The organism is Amycolatopsis cihanbeyliensis (assembly GCF_006715045.1).
In the GTDB taxonomy this organism is placed as follows: Bacteria; Actinomycetota; Actinomycetes; order Mycobacteriales; family Pseudonocardiaceae; genus Amycolatopsis; species Amycolatopsis cihanbeyliensis.
Genome location: NZ_VFML01000002.1, coordinates 818815 through 836737, shown reverse-complemented (window position 1 = coordinate 836737; position 17923 = coordinate 818815). Strand labels below are relative to the sequence as shown.

15 protein-coding genes and 2 riboswitches are annotated in these 17923 nt (G+C 69.6%); of the genes, 9 read left to right on the top strand and 6 right to left on the bottom strand.

Going from position 1 to position 17923, the window contains the following annotated elements:
* Positions 1-18: 18 nt before the first annotated feature.
* Positions 19-918 carry a TIM barrel protein gene (locus FB471_RS32390; protein ID WP_142003615.1) on the bottom strand — a complete coding sequence of 300 codons (900 nt, stop codon included), beginning with the start codon at positions 916-918 and terminating at the stop codon, positions 19-21.
* A 258-nt stretch (positions 919-1176) separates the two neighbouring features.
* Between FB471_RS32390 and FB471_RS32385 the strand changes: the two genes are divergently transcribed.
* Both FB471_RS32385 and FB471_RS32380 read left to right on the top strand, forming a co-directional pair.
* Positions 1177-2193, top strand: coding sequence for a LacI family DNA-binding transcriptional regulator (locus FB471_RS32385; RefSeq protein ID WP_142003614.1), 1017 nt, complete (start codon positions 1177-1179; stop codon positions 2191-2193).
* 266 nt (positions 2194-2459) lie between these two features.
* Positions 2460-3458: a Gfo/Idh/MocA family protein gene (locus tag FB471_RS32380; RefSeq protein ID WP_142003613.1), complete on the top strand. Its 999-nt coding sequence runs from the start codon at positions 2460-2462 to the stop codon at positions 3456-3458.
* On the opposite strand, the gene FB471_RS32375 is transcribed toward FB471_RS32380, so the two are convergent.
* Complete coding sequence (locus FB471_RS32375) at positions 3450-4058, bottom strand: TetR/AcrR family transcriptional regulator (protein WP_142003612.1); 609 nt, start codon at positions 4056-4058, stop codon at positions 3450-3452. The genes FB471_RS32380 and FB471_RS32375 overlap by 9 nt on opposite strands.
* Positions 4059-4117: 59 nt before the next feature.
* Here FB471_RS32375 and FB471_RS32370 point away from each other — a divergent pair, with 59 nt between their 5' ends.
* Complete coding sequence (locus FB471_RS32370) at positions 4118-4624, top strand: SRPBCC family protein (RefSeq protein WP_142003611.1); 507 nt, start codon at positions 4118-4120, stop codon at positions 4622-4624.
* Between the two features lie 278 nt (positions 4625-4902).
* On the opposite strand, the gene FB471_RS32365 is transcribed toward FB471_RS32370, so the two are convergent.
* From FB471_RS32365 to eat, 3 genes are all read right to left on the bottom strand, one after another.
* Positions 4903-5559 (bottom strand): DUF4360 domain-containing protein, encoded by a 657-nt coding sequence (locus FB471_RS32365; RefSeq protein ID WP_142003610.1) that lies wholly within the window; start codon positions 5557-5559, stop codon positions 4903-4905.
* A gap of 154 nt (positions 5560-5713) precedes the next feature.
* Complete coding sequence (locus tag FB471_RS32360; protein ID WP_142003609.1) at positions 5714-6352, bottom strand: DUF4360 domain-containing protein; 639 nt, start codon at positions 6350-6352, stop codon at positions 5714-5716.
* Between the two features lie 520 nt (positions 6353-6872).
* A complete protein-coding gene (gene eat, locus FB471_RS32355; RefSeq protein WP_142003608.1) occupies positions 6873-8324 on the bottom strand; it encodes an ethanolamine permease in 1452 nt (483 codons plus the stop codon).
* 143 nt (positions 8325-8467) lie between these two features.
* Between eat and FB471_RS32350 the strand changes: the two genes are divergently transcribed.
* The 3 genes from FB471_RS32350 to FB471_RS32340 are packed head-to-tail and all read left to right on the top strand — an operon-like array spanning position 8468 to position 11917.
* Positions 8468-9832, top strand: a complete 1365-nt coding sequence (locus tag FB471_RS32350; RefSeq protein ID WP_211358304.1) for a glutamine synthetase family protein — start codon at positions 8468-8470, stop codon at positions 9830-9832.
* Positions 9813-10553 (top strand): gamma-glutamyl-gamma-aminobutyrate hydrolase family protein, encoded by a 741-nt coding sequence (locus FB471_RS32345; protein WP_142003607.1) that lies wholly within the window; start codon positions 9813-9815, stop codon positions 10551-10553. The genes FB471_RS32350 and FB471_RS32345 overlap by 20 nt, the downstream gene beginning before the upstream one ends.
* Positions 10553-11917, top strand: coding sequence for an aldehyde dehydrogenase family protein (locus FB471_RS32340; RefSeq protein ID WP_170221073.1), 1365 nt, complete (start codon positions 10553-10555; stop codon positions 11915-11917). Before FB471_RS32345 ends, FB471_RS32340 begins: the two co-directional genes overlap by 1 nt.
* Positions 11918-11975: 58 nt before the next feature.
* Here FB471_RS32340 and FB471_RS32335 read toward each other — a convergent pair whose 3' ends face one another.
* Positions 11976-12674, bottom strand: coding sequence for a dioxygenase family protein (locus tag FB471_RS32335; RefSeq protein ID WP_246076829.1), 699 nt, complete (start codon positions 12672-12674; stop codon positions 11976-11978).
* A gap of 131 nt (positions 12675-12805) precedes the next feature.
* Here FB471_RS32335 and FB471_RS32330 point away from each other — a divergent pair, with 131 nt between their 5' ends.
* The 3 genes from FB471_RS32330 (at position 12806) to gcvT (ending at position 17911) form a co-directional block, all read left to right on the top strand.
* Entirely contained in the window at positions 12806-13588 is a 783-nt protein-coding gene (locus FB471_RS32330) for a 3-oxoacyl-ACP reductase (protein WP_142003605.1), read from the top strand.
* A gap of 125 nt (positions 13589-13713) precedes the next feature.
* Positions 13714-13816, top strand: a riboswitch (glycine riboswitch).
* A riboswitch (glycine riboswitch) is annotated at positions 13817-13922 on the top strand. It abuts the riboswitch before it with no gap.
* A gap of 49 nt (positions 13923-13971) precedes the next feature.
* Positions 13972-16794: an aminomethyl-transferring glycine dehydrogenase gene (gcvP, locus tag FB471_RS32325; RefSeq protein ID WP_142003604.1), complete on the top strand. Its 2823-nt coding sequence runs from the start codon at positions 13972-13974 to the stop codon at positions 16792-16794.
* A 13-nt stretch (positions 16795-16807) separates the two neighbouring features.
* Positions 16808-17911: a glycine cleavage system aminomethyltransferase GcvT gene (gene gcvT, locus FB471_RS32320; protein WP_142003603.1), complete on the top strand. Its 1104-nt coding sequence runs from the start codon at positions 16808-16810 to the stop codon at positions 17909-17911.
* Positions 17912-17923: the final 12 nt, after the last annotated feature.

The following is a 17923-nucleotide window of genomic DNA, read 5'->3' as shown; positions in this document are numbered from 1 at the left end:
AGGTTCCGGCCGGTCCGGCTATTCCCGGTCTCCTTGGTAAGGCTCGACGATCCCGGACAGCCACGCGAGGCTGCGCCGGGTGTGCTCGCGTGGCTGGTCGTCCCGGCTCGACTCGCCGAGCGCGGTGTCCTGCTCGAGGACGTACCAGCCGTCGTAGCCCGCCTGGCGGACGAAGTGGACCATCGACTCGATGTCCACGTCTCCTTCCCCAAGCGGCGCGTACAACCCTTCGCCCACCGCGGCGGCGTAGCCGATCCGGCCCGCGCGCACCTCGTCGGCGAGATCCCCGCGCACATCCTTGAGGTGTACGTGCCCGATCCGCTCCGGGTGCCGTTTCGCCAACTCGACCGGATCGGTGCCGCCGACCAGCAGGTGCCCGGTGTCCAGGCAGAGCGGGACAGCGGAGTCCGCGAGGAACCGTTCGATCTCCTCCCCGGACTCCACCTGCGTACCGACGTGCGGGTGCAGTACGGTACGCAGCCCGTGTTCCGCCGCCGCGGCGGCGATCCGCTCCGCCGTGCGCACCAGAGTCCGCCACTGCGGTGAATCCAGGGCGGGGCGGGTGTCGTAGCCGTCCAGCCCGGTAGCGGCGGCCAGCACCAGTACCTCGCCGCCGGCGGCGGCGAGTTGGGCGGCGGACTCGCCGGCGGCACGCAACGCGGCATCGGTGTCGGTGTGCAGCGGTACGGCGAGGAAGCCGCCGACGAGGGCGAGTTCGTGCCCGGCCAGCAGCGCGCGCAGCGGGCCGGGCTCGCCGGGGAGATATCCCGGTGGGCCGAGTTCGGTGGCGCGGACGCCGAGCTCGGCCATCTCGCCGAGCACGGTCGCCGGTTCGAGCACCCGGCCCCAGCCGGGAACCTCGCACACCCCCCAGGAGATCGGTGCGGCGGCGATCCGGATTCCAGACTTCGTCGTCATCAGCGGCAGCTCCGGCTGGTAGCGGCTGTTGGAGCGCTCTATTGATTAGAGCGCTCCAATCTTGTAACGTGCGTCACGTCACTGTCAAGGTGTCCATACAAATGAGTGTTACGCACGGCGGTGCGTGCGGCTGCCACCCGAGCGCCACCTCGTATCCGGCTCGCCACGAGCCGCCCTCCGCAAGCTCCGGGCGGCCCCCGTCGACCGGATTGTGCGTAACCCTCAAGGGGTGGACTGCCAGGAGCACAGGAGGAAGCGTTGGCCCGGCCGACCATGGAGGATGTCGCCGAGCGTGCGGGGGTTTCCCGCGCGCTGGTCTCCCTTGTCATGCGCAACTCGCCGAAGGTCAGCGAGTGGCGCAGGGTCGCGGTGCTGCGCGCGGCCGAGGAGTTGGGCTACGCGCCGCACGTGATGGCGAGGTCGCTGGCCAGTCGTACCGCCACCGTGCTCGGCGTGATGGTGTCGGATCTGCGCAACACCTTCTTCGCCGAGGTGGTCGAGGGGCTGGACGGTGCCGCGCAGGCGGCGGGGTTCGACCTGATCCTGAACACCGGTGGCCGTAGCCCGAGCAGGGAGCGGGCGGCGCTGCGCAGCCTGCTGTCCTTCCGGCCTGCGGGGGTCGTGCTGCTGTCCCCTGTGCTGCCCGCCGCGGCGATCGAAGAGGCCGCCGCGCAGTGCCCGGTGGTGCTGGTCTCGCGTTCCTCCCGGCTGGCCACTGTGGACACGGTGAACGACGACGGTGAGGCGGGTGCCGCGCTCGCGGTCGACCACCTGGTGGAGCTCGGGCACCGGAACATCGCGCATCTCGACGGGGGCGGGGCGGCCACCTCCGCGGCAAGGCGGAAGGGCTACCGGGCCGCGATGAACCGGCACGGCCTGCGGCCGTGGGTGGTACGCAGCGAGCACACCGACATCGCGGGGGAGAAGGCCGTGCAGGAACTGCTGACCACCTCGACGCTGCCCACCGCGCTGCTGGCGGGCAACGACTTCAACGCCGTCGGCGCGATCTCCGCGCTGGAGGAGACCGGTCTGCGGGTGCCGGCGGACGTGTCCGTGGTCGGCTACGACAACACCTCCCTTGCCGCGCTGAAGCACGTCTCGCTCACCACGGTCGACCAGCCGCGTACGGAGATGGGGCGGCTGGCGATGGAGGCGTTGCTGGAACGGGTTCGTGGCGGTCGCAGCGAACCGGTACGCCACCTGCTGCACCCCTCGCTCGTGGTACGGGCGACCACCGGTTCACCGCGCCCCGACTCGCAAGGAGCAGGGGGATGACCGTACTCGTGCCGCGCCGGCTGGACGCCTGGCCCCGCGAGCAGGTCGGGGTCGACCCCCGATTCCCCACCAGTGTCTTATTCAACGGTCAGGCTATTCAGATCCGCAGTATGCCTCGCCAGCGCTGTGGCCTGCAACGACCTCCCGCCCGTCGCTCACCACCCACACGGTGGCGCTGCGCGCCGCGGTGACCATGGGCCTGGCGGCCCGCGGTCGTTGGGTCGTTCTGAATAGCCCTCCCAGGGCTGACGCGAAGAGGAGAACGGATGAGGCTGGGACTCGCCGGCACCGGGAGGATCGGTGCCCGCCATGCCGAGATACTGCACCGGATCGACGAGGTGGACTCGCTGGTGCTCGCCGACGCCGACGTGGCACGGGCACGCGGCGTCGCCGCGGGGCTGGACGCGGAGTTCACCGAGGACACCGAGGAGCTGTTCGGCCGCGGTATCGACGGCCTGGTCGTGGCCGCGGCGACCGATGCCCACCCGAAGCTGATCCTGCGGGCGGTGGAGGCGGGCATCCCGGTGTTCTGCGAGAAGCCGGTGGCCAAGGACGTGGCGGGAACCATCGAGGTGCTGGACCGGATCAGGGGAACCGGCGTCGAGGTGCAGGTCGGCTTCCAGCGCCGGTTCGACGCGGGCTACGCCGCCGCCCGCGAGGCGGTGGGCAGCGGCGCGGTCGGCCGGGTACACACACTCCGCGCCACCACCCTGGACCCCGCCCCGCCGCCCGCGGAGTACATCCCGCGGTCCGGCGGCCTGTTCCGGGACTGCGGGGTGCACGACTACGACATCATCCGCTGGGTGACCGGCAGGGAGATCGTCGAGGCTTATGCCCTCGGCACCAACCGCGGCGCGGAGTTCTTCGCCGAGGCGGGCGACGTGGACACCGGCGCGGCCGTGCTCACCCTGGACGACGACACCCTCGCGCTCACCTCGGCCGGCCGTTACAACGGGGCGGGCTACGACGTACGGCTGGAGGTACTCGGCTCGCGTGGCAGCATCGCGGCCGGGTTGGACGACAGGCTGCCGATGCGTTCGGCCGAGCCGGGCGTCTCCTGGCCGCCCGGTCCGGCCCACCCCGGCTTCCTGGAACGGTTCCACCCGGCCTACGTCCGTGAGCTGGAAACCTTCGTGGACGTGGTGGCCGGTCGGGCGGCCAGCCCGTGCACGGTGTCCGACGCGCTGGAGGCCTTCTACGTGGCGGAGGCCTGCGAACTCTCCCGTCACCAGCGCCGCCCGGTCCGGCTGGCGGAGCTACGCTGAGGCTGTCGGGTGGGGTCGGCCGGAGGCCAGCAGGGTGCGCGCGGCCCTGGTGATTAGGTCGACGGCGCGGGGTGGTGGCGGCTCGCCCCGCGCCAGGTACCGCCGGGCCACCGCATGGGGCAGGTCCACCAGGACCAGCATGACCTCCTCGGTGCCGGCTCCGGTGACCGGCCGGAGGCGACGCACCGCCGCGCGCAGCGCCGATTCGAGGCGTCGTTCGGCCCGCTCGGCCCGCGCGTGGTCCTCCGCCGACCACCGGTCCGGACCGAACTCCCGCCTGCCCGCCTGCAACACCTTCCCCTCGTCCGGCCGCTTCCGGCACCAGCGCACGACGTGCGCCGCCGCCTCCACCGCGGCGACCTCGGCCGGTTCCCGCGCCAGGACCTCCAGGTAGCCGTCCTGGAAACGGTCGACCGTGCGTAGCCAGGCACCGGCGAGCAGGGCGGGCCGGTCAGGGAAACGGTGATACACCGAGCCACTCGGCGCGCCAACCGCCCGCGCGACGGCGGACATGGTGACGCCCCTTGCGCCCTCGGTCGCGAACAGCCGGATCGCGGCATCCAGGAGGTCGTCGGCCGTGTGCCGTGCGGGTCTACCCATATTTTAGAGACTATGCTCTATTTGTTTTTAGTGGAAGCTCTCTAGAATCGAGGTGGGTCATGGGCGTGGTGAACCTGCACACCAGGCGGCTGCCGGGGAGTCAGGGCGAGGTGGGCGCGTTGATCGACGGCCTGGCGGGGGAGGGAGACCGGCTGTGGCCGTCCGAGCAGTGGCCCGCGATGCGGTTGGACCGTCCGCTCGGTGCCGGTGCCGCCGGCGGCCACGGTCCGATCCGCTACCGCGTCGAGTCGTACACGCCTGGCGTGTGGGTCCGGTTCCGGTTCACCGCGCCGCGTGGGTTCGACGGGTTCCACGAGTTCACGCTGCGCCGGGCCGACCCCGGCCGGACCGAGCTGCGGCACCTGATGGTGGTCCGGCTGCGCGGCCCGGCCCGGTTCACCTATCCACTCGTCTGGGGTCCGCTGCACGACGCGGTCCTCGAGGACGCACTCGACCGGGCGGAGCTGGAGCTGACCGGGCGGGTGCCGGCGCCCGCCCGGTGGAGCCGGTACGTGCGCCTGCTCCGCGGGGTGCTGTCCCGCCGCCAACGATCCCGGCCGCGGTAGGTGTGCACGGCGAGCGGGAGGAAGATCAGCACGAGCACCATCGGCCACAACACCACCATCGCCCCGCCGATCAGGGAGGCGAACAGCAGCACGACCAGTACGTCGGACAGCAGGGCGCCCGCGTGCGCGGCGCGATGCCGTCCAGCGCGATGCCCCGCCCGTGAGGCCGAACCGCTCCAGCGGTTCCTCCCGCGCCGTACGGTCAGGTCGACCACGCGAGAAGGAGGCCCGGCGGGTGCGCGCACCCGCCGGGCCTCCTGATTCAGCTGGTCAGCAGCTCAGTCCTCCGGGCACTCCTTCCAGGCGAAGTGGTAGGTGGTGCTGATGTCGGCATCGGTGGAGTCCATGGTCATCAGACTCGTCGTGTTCTGCGTGTCCGAGCTGCCGGCACTGACCCGCAGTTCGGTGTTGATGTTGAAGTTGCGTTCCTCGCCGCACGGCGCGTAGACCAGCTGGGCGATGTCCACCTCGTCGGTGTTCTGCCAGTTGTCGCTGTGCGGGCCCTCGAGCGTGTGGCTGATCGGCATGGTCGGCGACATACCCTGGAAGTAGTAGCTCGCCTTCTCCAGGCCGGTGGCGCCCTCCTCCAGGTGCGCGAAGCCGCGGTAGTCGGCCTGCGCGATCGCGTAGGTGAACCCCTGCGGGACATGCACGACCAGGTTGAGCTGGCAGTTCTTTCGGAAGTCGGTCGGCTTGGCGCCGACACCGACCTGGGCGAGGTACTCGCTGTAGGTCACCGTGAACGCCTTGTTGTCCGAGGAGACCGCGATCGCCGCGGAGCCCGGTGGGCAGCCGGACCCGTTGACGGTGACGACGTCGATGACGATCTCGTCGGTCGGTGGGTTCGGGAAGTGCGGTCCTTGGGTGGTGAAGTCGGCCGGCGCGGTCACCGCCGACAGTGCCAGGGCAGCGGCCGCCGCCAATGTGGTTATCATGGAGTTTCCTCCGAAGTCGGTGCTATTTCACGAAGCCGCGTAGAACTCCGTTGGGAAATAAGCGCAGGGTGAAAAGATCTGGGTAGTCACACGGCGGCCGATCTTTGCGTGAAAGAGCGACCGCCGTGTGCGGTTCCGTACAGGCTGGCGAACGTCAGGTCTTGCACTTCTTCCAGGCGAAGTGGTACTCGGTGTTCACGCTGCCGTCGGTGGAGTCCATGGTCATGAAGCTGGTGTTCTTGTCGGCGTCCGAGGAGCCCTCGTAGACCCGCAGTTCGGTGTTGATGTTCAGGCTTCGTTCCTCGCCGCAGGGCGCGAAGACCAACTCGTGGACTTCCTTGCGGTCGGTCGTCTGCCAGTTGTCGCTGTGTGGGCCGTCGAAGTTGTGTCCGATCCGGCTCGTCGGCGAGGTTCCCTGGATGTAGTAGCCGGCCTGCTGGTAGCCGCGCGCACCCTTCGCCAGGTGCGCGAAGCCGCGGTAGTCGGCCTGAGCGATGGCGTAGGTGAACCCGTGCGGGACATGCACGACCAGGTTGAGCTGGCAGTTCTTTCGGAAGTCGATCGGTGCGGCACCGGGACCGATCTGGGCGAGGTAGTCGCTGTAGGTCACCGTGAACGCCGTGTTGTCGGAGGACACCGCGACCGCGGCGGTTCCGGGGGAGCAGCCGGAGCCGTTCACGGTTTCGACGTCGACGACGATTCGGTCGTTCGGGGGGTCGGAGGAGGCAGGGGCGGTTGCTGGGGCGGTTGCCATGGAGAGGGCAAGACCGGCAGCAGCGATCAAAGTAAGCATGGAGTTACCTTCCAATACATCACAACATCACCGCGCGGATGGTCAACAATAGCTCGATTAATCATTTCCAATGACCGCTGCTTGGAGTAACGTGGTCATTCATCGGCGTGATGATTGATCCTTTTTATGGGATCCGCTTTGTCTGATGTTAATCGTGGCAGGGGTCCATCTCGGTCGCTTTTTGGTGACCTCTTGGTCATGGTTGACAAGATCGCCGGCCGGTAAATACCGCGGGGAGGCGGCGCATGCTGGCGGAGGTGAGTATCCGGAAATGCGATGGGGCCGGACGTGTCATGCGTCAGCTCCCCGGTTCCGGCCCGCGCGGCCCTCGGACCGGGATCTGGGTCTCCTGGCCGCCGAACGAGTGCCCCTGCCGCCGTCCACCCGGTCACCGCACGTGAGCGGTGACCGGGTGGAAGAACTGTGCCCGCACGCGGATCCGCCAGAACGGTACCGTTGCCGTGCCGTGATATTCCCCCGGATGGCGCGTGTGACTGCCCGCCCGCCGAGGCGCCGCCCGCTAACCGTCGGACAGTTCCCGCTCCGCTCGTTCGATCGCCGCGAACTCCTCCTCCGGAGCGTTCGCGACCAACCGGTGCCTGCTGTAGAACCAGAAGTAGGCAATGAACACCAGGAAGATCCCGGCAGTGATCGCCGCGGCCACCATGTCCACCAGGAAGGTGGCGATGACGGCGGCCACGGCCAGCGCCAGCGCGACGCTGGTGGTGGCGACGCCGCCGGGGGTGCGGTACGGCCGGACCAGGCCCGGCTCCCTGGCGCGCAGCACGATGTGCGAGAGGTTCAGTAGGACGTAGGAGACCGTCGCGCCGAACACCGCGACATTGATCAGCAACGCCCCGTCCTGGGTGGCCGTGGCCAGCGCGAAGCCCACCGTTCCCGGAACGATCAGGGCCAGGTACGGCGTCTTGCGCTTGCCCGTCCTGGACAGCCATTTGGGGAGGTAGCCGGCCCTGGAAAGGGCGAACAGCTGGCGCGAGTAGGCGTAGATGATCGAGAAGAAGCTGGCGACGAGTCCGGCCAGCCCGATGTAGTTGACGAACTGGGCCAGCAGGTTGTCCCCGCCGTAAGCGGCCCGTACCGCCGCAGGCAGCGGGTTGTCCGAGTTCGCGATCGCGCTCGACCCGGCACCGCCCGGCGCGGTCACCAGGATCAGTGCGGCGAAGACCAGCAGCGCCCCCATCGCAGCCAGGATGCCCTTCGGCATGTCCCGTTTCGGGTTACGCGCCTCCTCCGCGGCCAACGGCACGCCCTCCACGGCGAGGAAGAACCAGATGCCGTACACCAGCGCCGCCAGCACCCCGGTGATGCCGAAGGGTAGGAAGCTGCTGGCGCCGAACGCCCCGGTGGGTTCGATGTCGAACAGGTTGTCCGGGGAGAACTTCGGGATCATGCCGACCACGAAGGCGACCAGCGCGACCACGGCCACCACGGTGATCACGAACATGACCCGGAGCGCCTCGCCGACCCCGCGCAGGTGGATACCGATGAAGATCAGGTAACAGACGAGGTAGACAGGCCAGCTGTTGGTCAGCCCGAACAGCCCGAGCGTCTCCACGTAGCCGCCGATGAACACCGAGATCGCGGCCGGGGCGATCGCGTACTCGATCAGGATCGCCGTACCGGTCGCGAAGCCGCCGAGCGGGCCGAGCGCGCGCCGGGCGAATCCGTAGCCCGCGCCCGCCACCGGAAGGGCCGAGGACATCTCGGCGAGCCCGAACACCATGCAGCCGTACATCGCGGCCATCAGCACGGTCGCGATCAGCAGGCCGCCCCAGCCCCCGGTCTCCAGGCCGAAGTTCCAGCCCGCGAAGTCGCCCGAGATCACATACGATACGCCCAGGCCGGCCAGTAACAGCCAGCCCGCGGCGCCGCGCTTCAGTTGCCGTTGCTGCAGGTAGTTCTCATCGACCTGGCGATACTCCACACTGGCGTGCGGTTTGGATTCGGACATGGAAGCTCCTAGGCGAGGCCAATGGCTCGATCGATAGTCCTTTGAGGTTGTCAGAGGGTTGTCCAGCTCTGGCTACTTGTCAAGAACCAGGGCTACCGGCTAGGTTCAATGGGCCAATAGGAGACCTTTGAAGGGTGTCGGTGATGGGAAACAGGAAGGGCATGCTCACGCTGGAGGGTTTGCGCGAGCTGGTCGAGTCCGGCGCCGTGGATACCGTGCTGGTGGCCATGACCGACATGCAAGGCAGGCTGCAGGGTAAACGCTGCGCCGCCGAGTACTTCCTCAACGAGGTCGTCACGCATGCCACCGAGGCATGCAACTATCTGCTGGCGGTCGACGTGGACATGAACACCGTCGACGGTTTCGAGATGTCCTCGTGGGAGCGTGGCTACGGCGACTTCGTGCTGCGTCCCGACTTCGGCACCCTGCGGCTGGTCCCGTGGCAGGAGGGCACCGCGATGGTACTCTGCGACGTCGAGTGGGTGCACGGTGGACCGGTTCCGGTCTCGCCCCGGCAGGTGCTGCGCCGCCAGCTCGACCGGCTCGCCGAGCGTGGGCTCGCCGCCTTCGTCGGCACCGAGCTGGAGTTCATCGTCTTCGACGACTCCTACGAGCACGCCTGGAACCAGGGCTACCGCGGGTTGCGCGCGGCCAATCAGTACAATGTGGATTACTCGATGCTCGGCACGGCGCGGGTGGAAACACTGCTACGGCGGATCCGCAACGCGATGAGCGGGGCGGGTATGTACGTCGAGTCGGTGAAGGGGGAGTGCAACCCCGGCCAGCACGAGATCGCCTTCCGGTACGCGGGTGCGCTGGACACCTGCGACAACCACAGCATCTACAAGAACGGTGCCAAGGAGATCGCCGCGCAGGACGGCAAGAGTCTCACCTTCATGGCGAAGTACGACGCGCGGGAGGGCAACTCCTGCCATATCCACGTCAGCCTGCGTGCCACGGACGGGTCGCCGGTGCTCGCCGGGGAGGGGCCGGGCGGTTTCTCCCGGCTGATGGAGCACTTCCTGGCCGGCCAGCTCGCCTGCCTGCGCGAGTTCACCTACCTCTTGGCCCCGAACATCAACTCCTACAAGCGGTATGTGCCGGGCAGTTTCGCGCCGACCACGGTCGCCTGGGGCACCGACAACCGGACCTGCGCGCTGCGGGTGGTCGGTCACGGCGAGTCGCTCCGGGTCGAGAACAGGGTGCCCGGAGGGGACGTGAACCCCTACCTTGCCGTGGCCGCGCTGATCGCCGCCGGCCTGCACGGGATCGAGAACGAGCTCCCGCTGGAGCCTGAGCTCACCGGTAACGCCTACACCTCGGACAAGCCGACGGTGCCGTCCACCCTGCGCGAGGCGGCCACCGCACTCGCCGAGAGCAAGCTGGCCAGGACAGCCTTCGGGGACGAGGTGGTCGAGCACTACCTGAACGCCGCGCGGATCGAACTCGCCGCCTTCGATGCCGCGGTGACCGACTGGGAGCGGATTCGTGGCTTCGAACGGCTCTGAGGCGGGCAGCGGCCCGGTGATCGGCCTGACCACCTACACCGAGCTGGCCCGCTTCGGCGTGTGGGAGGTGGACGCCGCCGTGCTGCACAGGTCCTATGTGGACTGCGTGGTGCGGGCCGGTGGGATCCCGATGTTGCTCCCACCGGTCGGCGCAGGCTACGCGGAACGGCTCGCCGCGATCGACGGCCTCGTGCTGGTCGGCGGCGCGGACGTCGATCCGGCCAGGTACGACCAGCCACCGCATGCCGGCACGGTGACCAGGCCGGAGCGGGACGAGTTCGAGTTCGGCCTGCTGGAACACGCGCTGGCCGCGACGGTCCCGGTGCTCGGCGTGTGCCGGGGCATGGAGGTGCTGAACGTGGCACTCGGCGGGACGTTGATCCAGCATCTGCCCGAGACCACCGGCAGCAGCGCGCACCAGCCGGCTGTCGCCACCTTCGGTTCCAGCACCATCACGCTCGCCGAGGGCAGCAGGGCCGCCGGGATCCTCGGTGCGGAGACGAGCTGCCGGTGCTACCACCATCAGGCGGTGGACCGGCTGGGTGCCGGACTGCGCGCGGTCGGCTGGGCGGCGGACGGCACCGTCGAGGCGGTGGAGCTGCCCGGCGAGCCGTTCGTGCTCGGCGTCCAATGGCATCCCGAACAAGATCAGGACGACCTGCGCCTGTTCGCGGCCCTCGTGGCGGCCGCGCGGGCGTTCCGCAGTGGAGGCAAGAGTTGATGCAGACCTTCGACGTGCTCAACCCGGCGACCGAGGAGGTCCTCCGGCCGGTGGAACTGACCTCGGCCGAGGAGACCGACGCGGCCATCGCCAGGGCGCAGGCCGCACTGCCCGCGTGGCGGCGGGTCACGCCAGGGGACCGGGCGCGCCTGCTGCGCCGGTTCGCGGACGTGGTGGAGGCCGACGTCGACACGCTGGCCGAGCTGGAGGTGACCAACTCGGGCCATCCGATCGGCAACGCCCGCTGGGAGGCCGGCAATGTGGCCGATGTGCTGCGGTACTACTCCGCGGCACCGGAACGGCTCACCGGCAAGCAGATCCCGGTTCCCGGCGGGGTGAACATCACTTTCGCCGAGCCGCTCGGCGTGGTCGGGGTGATCGTGCCGTGGAACTTCCCGATGCCGATCGCCGGTTGGGGGTTCGCGCCGGCGCTGGCCACCGGCAACACCGTGGTGCTCAAACCGGCCGAGCTCACCCCGCTCACCGCCCTGCGGCTGGCCGAGCTGGCGCGCGAGGCGGGCATCCCGGAGGACGTGTTCCAGGTGCTGCCCGGCAAGGGCTCGGTGGTCGGGCAGCGGTTCGTGGACCACCCCGCCGTGCGCAAGGTGGTCTTCACCGGCTCGACCGGGGTGGGCAAGCAGATCATGGCCGGCTGCGCGGCCCAGGTGAAGCGGGTGACCCTCGAACTCGGCGGGAAGAACGCCAACCTGGTCTTCGCCGATGCCGACCTGGAGCGGGCCGCGGCCACCGCGCCCTACGGCGTCTTCGACAACGCGGGCCAGGACTGCTGCGCGCGCTCGCGGATCCTGGTGCAGGCCTCGGTCTACGACCGCTTCATGGAGTTGCTGGAGCCCGCGGTCAAGGGGGTGGTGGTCGGTGACCCGGCGGCGGACGCCACCGAGATGGGGCCGCTGATCTCCGCCGCGCACCGGGAGAAGGTCGCCGGCTACCTGCCGGAGGGGGCGCCGGTCGCGTTCCGCGGCAGCGCCCCGGACGGACCGGGGTTCTGGTTCCCGCCCACCGTGGTGACCCCGGATTCGCCGACCGACCCGCTGGTCACCGAGGAGATCTTCGGTCCGGTGGTCGCGGTGACCCGGTTCACCGACGAGGCCGAGGCACTGGCCATCGCCAACGACACCCCGTACGGACTGTCCGGATCCATCTGGACGTCGGATCTCTCCCGCGCGCTGCGCGTGTCCCGCGGGGTGGAGGCAGGCAACCTCTCGGTCAACTCACACGCCGCGGTGCGTTACTGGACCCCGTTCGGCGGGTTCAAGCAGTCCGGACTCGGCCGGGAGCTCGGCCCGGATGCCGTGGCGGCCTTCACCGAGACCAAGAACGTCTTCCTGAATGTCGATGAGTGACCGGGGGACCCGGCGGCGGGCGCTCCTGCCCAGGACACCCGCCGCCGGCGCAGGGGTATCAGTAGGGCACGTTGAGCACGAAGTCGAATGCCGCCACCCGGGTGCCGCCCGGTCCGTTGCTGACGTCCATCACCAACCGCGGGTCGAAGATCGGGTCACGCCAGTTGCCGGGCTCACCGGGGAAGTACAGCTGCGAGGTGAGTACCCGCTGGTACGGGGCCTGGACCTTGACGTGGATATGCCGGGTACGGCCGGTGTAGAGCCCCGGCCAGATGGTGGTGAGCTGGAATTCGCCATTGGCGTTGGTGAATTGGTGCCCGCGCAACCGGTAGCCCCAGTTGTCGTAGACACCGCGGGTGTCGCACTGCCAGAAATCCAGCAGCGCATTCGCGATCGGGCGGCAGGACCTGGCGGCGAAGACCTGACCGCTTACGGTCAGCACCGTGCCATTCATTCCCGGTTCCAGCAGCGAGGCCCGCTCCGGCGAGTTGCGTCGGAAGTACGGTCCCTCGGTCTGTGGCGGCGTGGGGTCGTCACCGTCGTCGCAGGCGGGGGTGGGCTCGAGGGACTTCGGGCGTGGCTGCTCGGCTGGTGCGGCGCCCGCTGCCTCGTTCGACGTACCGGCGGCAGCGCCGGTGGTCGCGGCAAGTACGGGCAGGGAGGCGGTGGCCGCGGCCATCTGCAGGAATTGTTTACGACCGAATGGTTTTGTGCCGTCCTGTTCCTCCGGTTGTGGCGGGAGGTCTTGGTCAGTCACGGGAGTGCTCCTTTCGCCGGGGTATCGGCTGGATCAGACAACTAAATGCGGTGGAAAGATCACAACCGCCGCTGGTTGTGGTCCGACTGCCGAGTAAAAAGGAACATTTAATGTCACCTGAAAGGACAGAGATGACGCTTTCCGATTATTCCACGCGCTTCGCGGGCAGGGTCGCCGTGATCACCGGCGGCGGCAGCGGGATCGGCCTTGCCGCCGCGCGCAGGCTGGCCGCCGAGGGGGCCACGGTTGTCATCGCCGACCTGGACGCCGAGGCGGGCAAGGCCGCGGCCGGCGAGGTCGGCGGCGAGTTCCTGGCGACCGACGTGACCGAGGAGTCGCAGGTCGAGGCGCTGTTCCAGACCACAGCCGAGAGGTTCGGCTCGGTGGATGTCGCGTTCAACAACGCCGGGATCTCCCCTCCGGACGACGACTCGATCCTGTCCACCGGAATCGAGGCGTGGAACAAGGTGCAGCAGGTGAACCTGACCTCGGTGTACCTGTGCTGCAAGTACGCGATTCCCCATATGCAACGGCAGGGCAAGGGCGCGATCGTCAACACAGCCTCATTCGTGGCGGTGATGGGTGCGGCGACCTCGCAGATTTCCTACACGGCGTCCAAGGGCGGCGTGCTGTCGATGAGCCGCGAGCTCGGGGTGCAGTTCGCCCGCGAGGGCATCCGGGTGAACGCGCTGTGCCCCGGACCGGTGAACACGCCGCTACTGCAGGAGCTGTTCGCGAAGGACCCGGAGCGGGCGGAGCGCAGGCTGGTGCACGTGCCGATGGGGCGGTTCGCCGAGGCCGGCGAGATCGCCGCGGCGGTCGCCTTCCTCGCCAGTGACGACGCGTCGTTCATCACCGCATCGCAGTTTCTGGTGGACGGCGGAATCTCCGGTGCGTACGTCACGCCGCTGTGACTACCCCGAATGACTGGTTCGTCACGTGCGGCCGCCGGCGGTAGACGTGCGGCAGCCCCGGCGCGTACTTTGCTCCCCTATAGGATGAACCGGCGCAGCGCCGCCAACTGAATATCGAGGCCGAACGAGCCGGAGCGGGAGAGCTCCCGCCGCGTCACCAGCGTGGGCGGGACACCGAAGGAGCAAGCTCCCCGCCAATCTCTCAGGTACAGCTACCGCTCAGGCGAGGCCACTCTGGAAAGCAGGCTGACCAGCCTCACCCAAGGTGAAAGCCGTTTGCCGCCGCAAGGCGGCCGGTGGTGAAACTCTCAGGTGCCATGACAGAGGGGGAGTTCCCAGCGGCAACGGGCATGCCCGCCCGCTACGAGAAGAGGAGCTCCCATATGTCGTTCGCGACGCGTCACATCGGCCCCTCCCCGGCCGAGCAGGCCAAGATGCTCGCCGAGTGCGGCTACGGCAGCCTGGACGCGCTGGCCGAGTCGGCCGTGCCGACGGCCATCCGCAGTACCGGCGAGCTGGATCTGCCGCCCGCTGCCACCGAGCAGGAGGCCACCGCCGAGTTGCGCGCGCTGGCCGCGCGCAACCGGCCGATGGTGCAGATGATCGGCCTCGGATACCACGACACCCTCACCCCCTCGGTGATCCGGCGGAACGTGCTGGAGAGCCCGGCCTGGTACACCGCGTACACGCCGTACCAGCCGGAGATCTCCCAGGGCAGGCTCGAAGCACTGCTCAACTTCCAGACCATGGTCGCCGACCTCACCGGCCTGACCACCGCCAACGCCTCGCTGCTCGACGAGTCGACCGCGGTCGCCGAGGCCGTACTGCTGATGCGGCGGGTGTCCAAGTCGAAGTCCCAGCGTGTGGTGCTGGACGCCGAGTGTCTCCCGCAGACCATCGCCGTGGTCCGTACCCGCGCCGAGGCGCTCGGGCTCGAGGTCGACGTACGGGACCTGGCCGGGGACCTGCCGGAGGACGGTTGCTTCGGCGTGGTGGTCCAGTACCCCGGCGCCTCCGGGGTACTGCGCGAGCCCGGCTTCTACACCGAGGTCGGCGAGCGGGCGAAGCGGGCGGGTGCGCTCTACTGCGTGGCCGCTGACCTGCTCGGGCTCACCCTGCTCACCGCCCCCGGCGAGTTCGGTGCCGACCTCGCGGCCGGCACCACCCAGCGGTTCGGCGTGCCGATGGGCTACGGCGGCCCGCACGCCGGGTACCTCGCGGTGCGCGCCGGGCTGGAGCGCTCGTTGCCGGGCCGGCTGGTCGGCGTGTCGGTGGACGAGGCGGGTGCGCAGGCCTACCGGCTCGCGCTGCAGACCCGCGAGCAGCATATCCGCAGGGAGAAGGCCACCAGCAACATCTGCACCGCGCAGGTGCTGCCGGCGGTGCTCGCCGCGATGTACGCGGTGTACCACGGACCGGAAGGGCTGGCGGCCATCGCCCGCCGGGTGCACACCCAGGCGGCGGGGCTGGCCGCGGCGTTGCGTGCGGGTGGGGTCGAGGTCGTGCACGGGCATTTCTTTGACACCGTGCTGGCCAGGGTTCCCGGCCGGGCCGCCGCGGTGGTGGCCGGGGCCAGGGAGGCCGGGATCAACCTCGGCCTCGCCGACGCCGACCACGTGCGGGTGGCCTGTGACGAGGCCACCACCGGGGCCGTGCTGCGCAGGGTGCTCACCGCCTTCGGGGTGGACGCCGAACCGGCCGAGGCCGAGGCGATCCCCCGGGGACTGTCCCGCGGCGGCGAGTACCTCACCCACGAGGTGTTCCACACCCATCAGTCCGAGACCGCGATGCTGCGCTACCTGCGGCGGCTCGCGGATCAGGACTACGCGCTGGACCGGGGCATGATCCCGCTCGGCTCCTGCACGATGAAGCTGAACGCGACCACCGAGATGGAGCCGATCAGCTGGCCGGAGTTCGCCGGTCTGCACCCCTTCGCCCCGGTCGAGGACGCCGAGGGCTACCGCGCGCTGATCGACCAGCTCTGCGCCTGGTTGGCCGAGGTCACCGGGTACGACAACGTGTCCCTACAGCCCAACGCCGGCAGCCAGGGCGAACTGGCCGGGCTGCTGGCCATCCGCGCCTACCACCGGGCGAACGGCCGGCCGGAGCGGGACGTCTGCCTGATCCCCTCCTCGGCGCACGGCACCAATGCCGCGTCCGCCGTGCTGGCCGGGATGCGCGTGGTCGTGGTCGCCTGCACCGCGAACGGGGACGTCGACCTGGACGACCTGCGGGCCAGGGCAGTGGAGCACGCGGACACCCTGGCCGCGATCATGGTGACCTACCCGTCCACACACGGCGTGTACGAACAGGGCATCGAGGAGCTCGCGGCGATCGTGCACGACGCGGGCGGGCAGGTGTACGTGGACGGGGCGAACCTGAACGCGCTGCTCGGCCTCGCCTCGCCGGGGCGCTTCGGTGGCGACGTCTCACACCTGAACCTGCACAAGACCTTCTGCATCCCGCACGGCGGCGGTGGCCCCGGCGTCGGACCGGTCGCGGTGCGCGAGCACCTGGCGCCCTACCTGCCCAACCACCCGCTGCTGCCGGAGGCCGGCCCGGAGACCGGGGTGGGCCCGATCGCCGGGGCCCCGTTCGGCTCTGCCTCGATCCTGCCGATCTCCTGGGCGTACGTCCGGATGATGGGCGCCGCCGGGCTGACCGACGCGACCAAGGTCGCGGTGCTCACCGCCAACTACGTGGCCGCCCGGCTGTCCGCGCACTACCCGGTGCTCTACACCGGCCAGCACGACCTGGTCGCCCACGAGTGCATCCTCGACCTGCGGCCGCTGACCAAGCGGACTGGCGTCACCGTGGAGGACGTGGCGAAGCGGCTGATCGACTACGGCTTCCACGCGCCGACCATGTCCTTCCCGGTGGCGGGCACGCTGATGGTGGAGCCGACCGAGAGCGAGGACGTCGGCGAGCTGGATCGCTTCTGCGATGCGATGATCGCGATCCGTAAGGAGATCGACGACGTGGCCGAGGGCCGCTGGCCGGTGGAGCAGAGCCCGCTGCGCGGCGCCCCGCACACCGCGGAGATGCTGGCGCAGGAGTGGGAGCTGCCCTACGACCGCAAGCTCGCCGCGTTCCCCCAGGCGAAGGCAAAGGGCAAGTACTGGCCACCGGTGCGCCGGATCGACGGGGCGCACGGCGACCGCAACCTGGTCTGCTCCTGCCCGCCGCTTTCCGCCTATGAGAACTGAGGAGCTTTTCCGGATGACCACCCAGTCTCCACTGCACGAGGTGCACACCGAGCTCGGCGCCTCGTTCACCGACTTCGCCGGCTGGTCCATGCCGGTGCGGTACTCCAGTGAGCTGGCCGAGCACAGGGCGGTCAGGGAGACCGCGGGCCAGTTCGACCTCTCGCACATGGCCGAGATCGAGGTGACCGGCCCGGAAGCGGGGCACGCGCTGAACTACGCCATGGTCGGCAACCTCGCCGGGATCAAGGTGGGCAGGGCCCGCTACACCATGCTGTGCCACGAGACCGGCGGCGTGCTGGACGACCTGGTCGTCTACCGCCCCGGCGAGGAACGCTTCATGGTGGTGGCCAACGCGGGCAACGCCGCGGTCGCGGTGACCGAGCTGACCGAGCGGGCGAGCGGGTTCGACGCCGTGGTCACCGACCGCTCCGCGGAGACCGCGCTGATCGCCGTGCAGGGGCCGCGGGCCGCCGGCATCCTCCGTGGCCTGCTGGAATCCGTCGAGCTGGACGGCGGCCTGGACGCGCTGAAGTACTACGCCGCCACCCCCGCCGTGCTGGGCGGCCACGAGTTGCTGCTGGCCCGCACCGGCTACACCGGGGAGGACGGTTTCGAGCTGTTCTGCCCCGCGGCCGAGGCCCCGGCCGTCTGGCGGCGCGTCGCCGAGGCAGGCGAGCCGCAGGGCTTGCTGCCCGCCGGCCTCGCCTGCCGGGACACCCTGCGGCTGGAGGCGGGCATGCCGCTGTACGGCAACGAGTTGACCGTTTGGCTGACCCCCTTTGAGGCGAACCTCGGCAGGCTGGTGAAGTTCGACAAATCGGGTGACTTCGTCGGGCGGACCGCGCTGGAGAAGCACAGCGAGCCCGAACAGGTGCTGGCCGGCCTGCGTGGCACCGGGCGCAGGGCGCCGCGGCACGGTTACCGTGTGCTCGACGGTGAGCGGGAGGTCGGCGAGGTCACCAGCGGGGCATTGTCCCCGACGCTGGGCTACCCCATCGCGATGGCCTACCTGCCGCCCCGGCTGAGCGAGCCGGGCACCAGCCTCTCCGTCGACATCCGCGGCCGCCCCGAACAGGTCGAGGTCGCCGCCCTGCCCTTCTACAAGCGCGCGAAGTGAGGAAAGCGGACA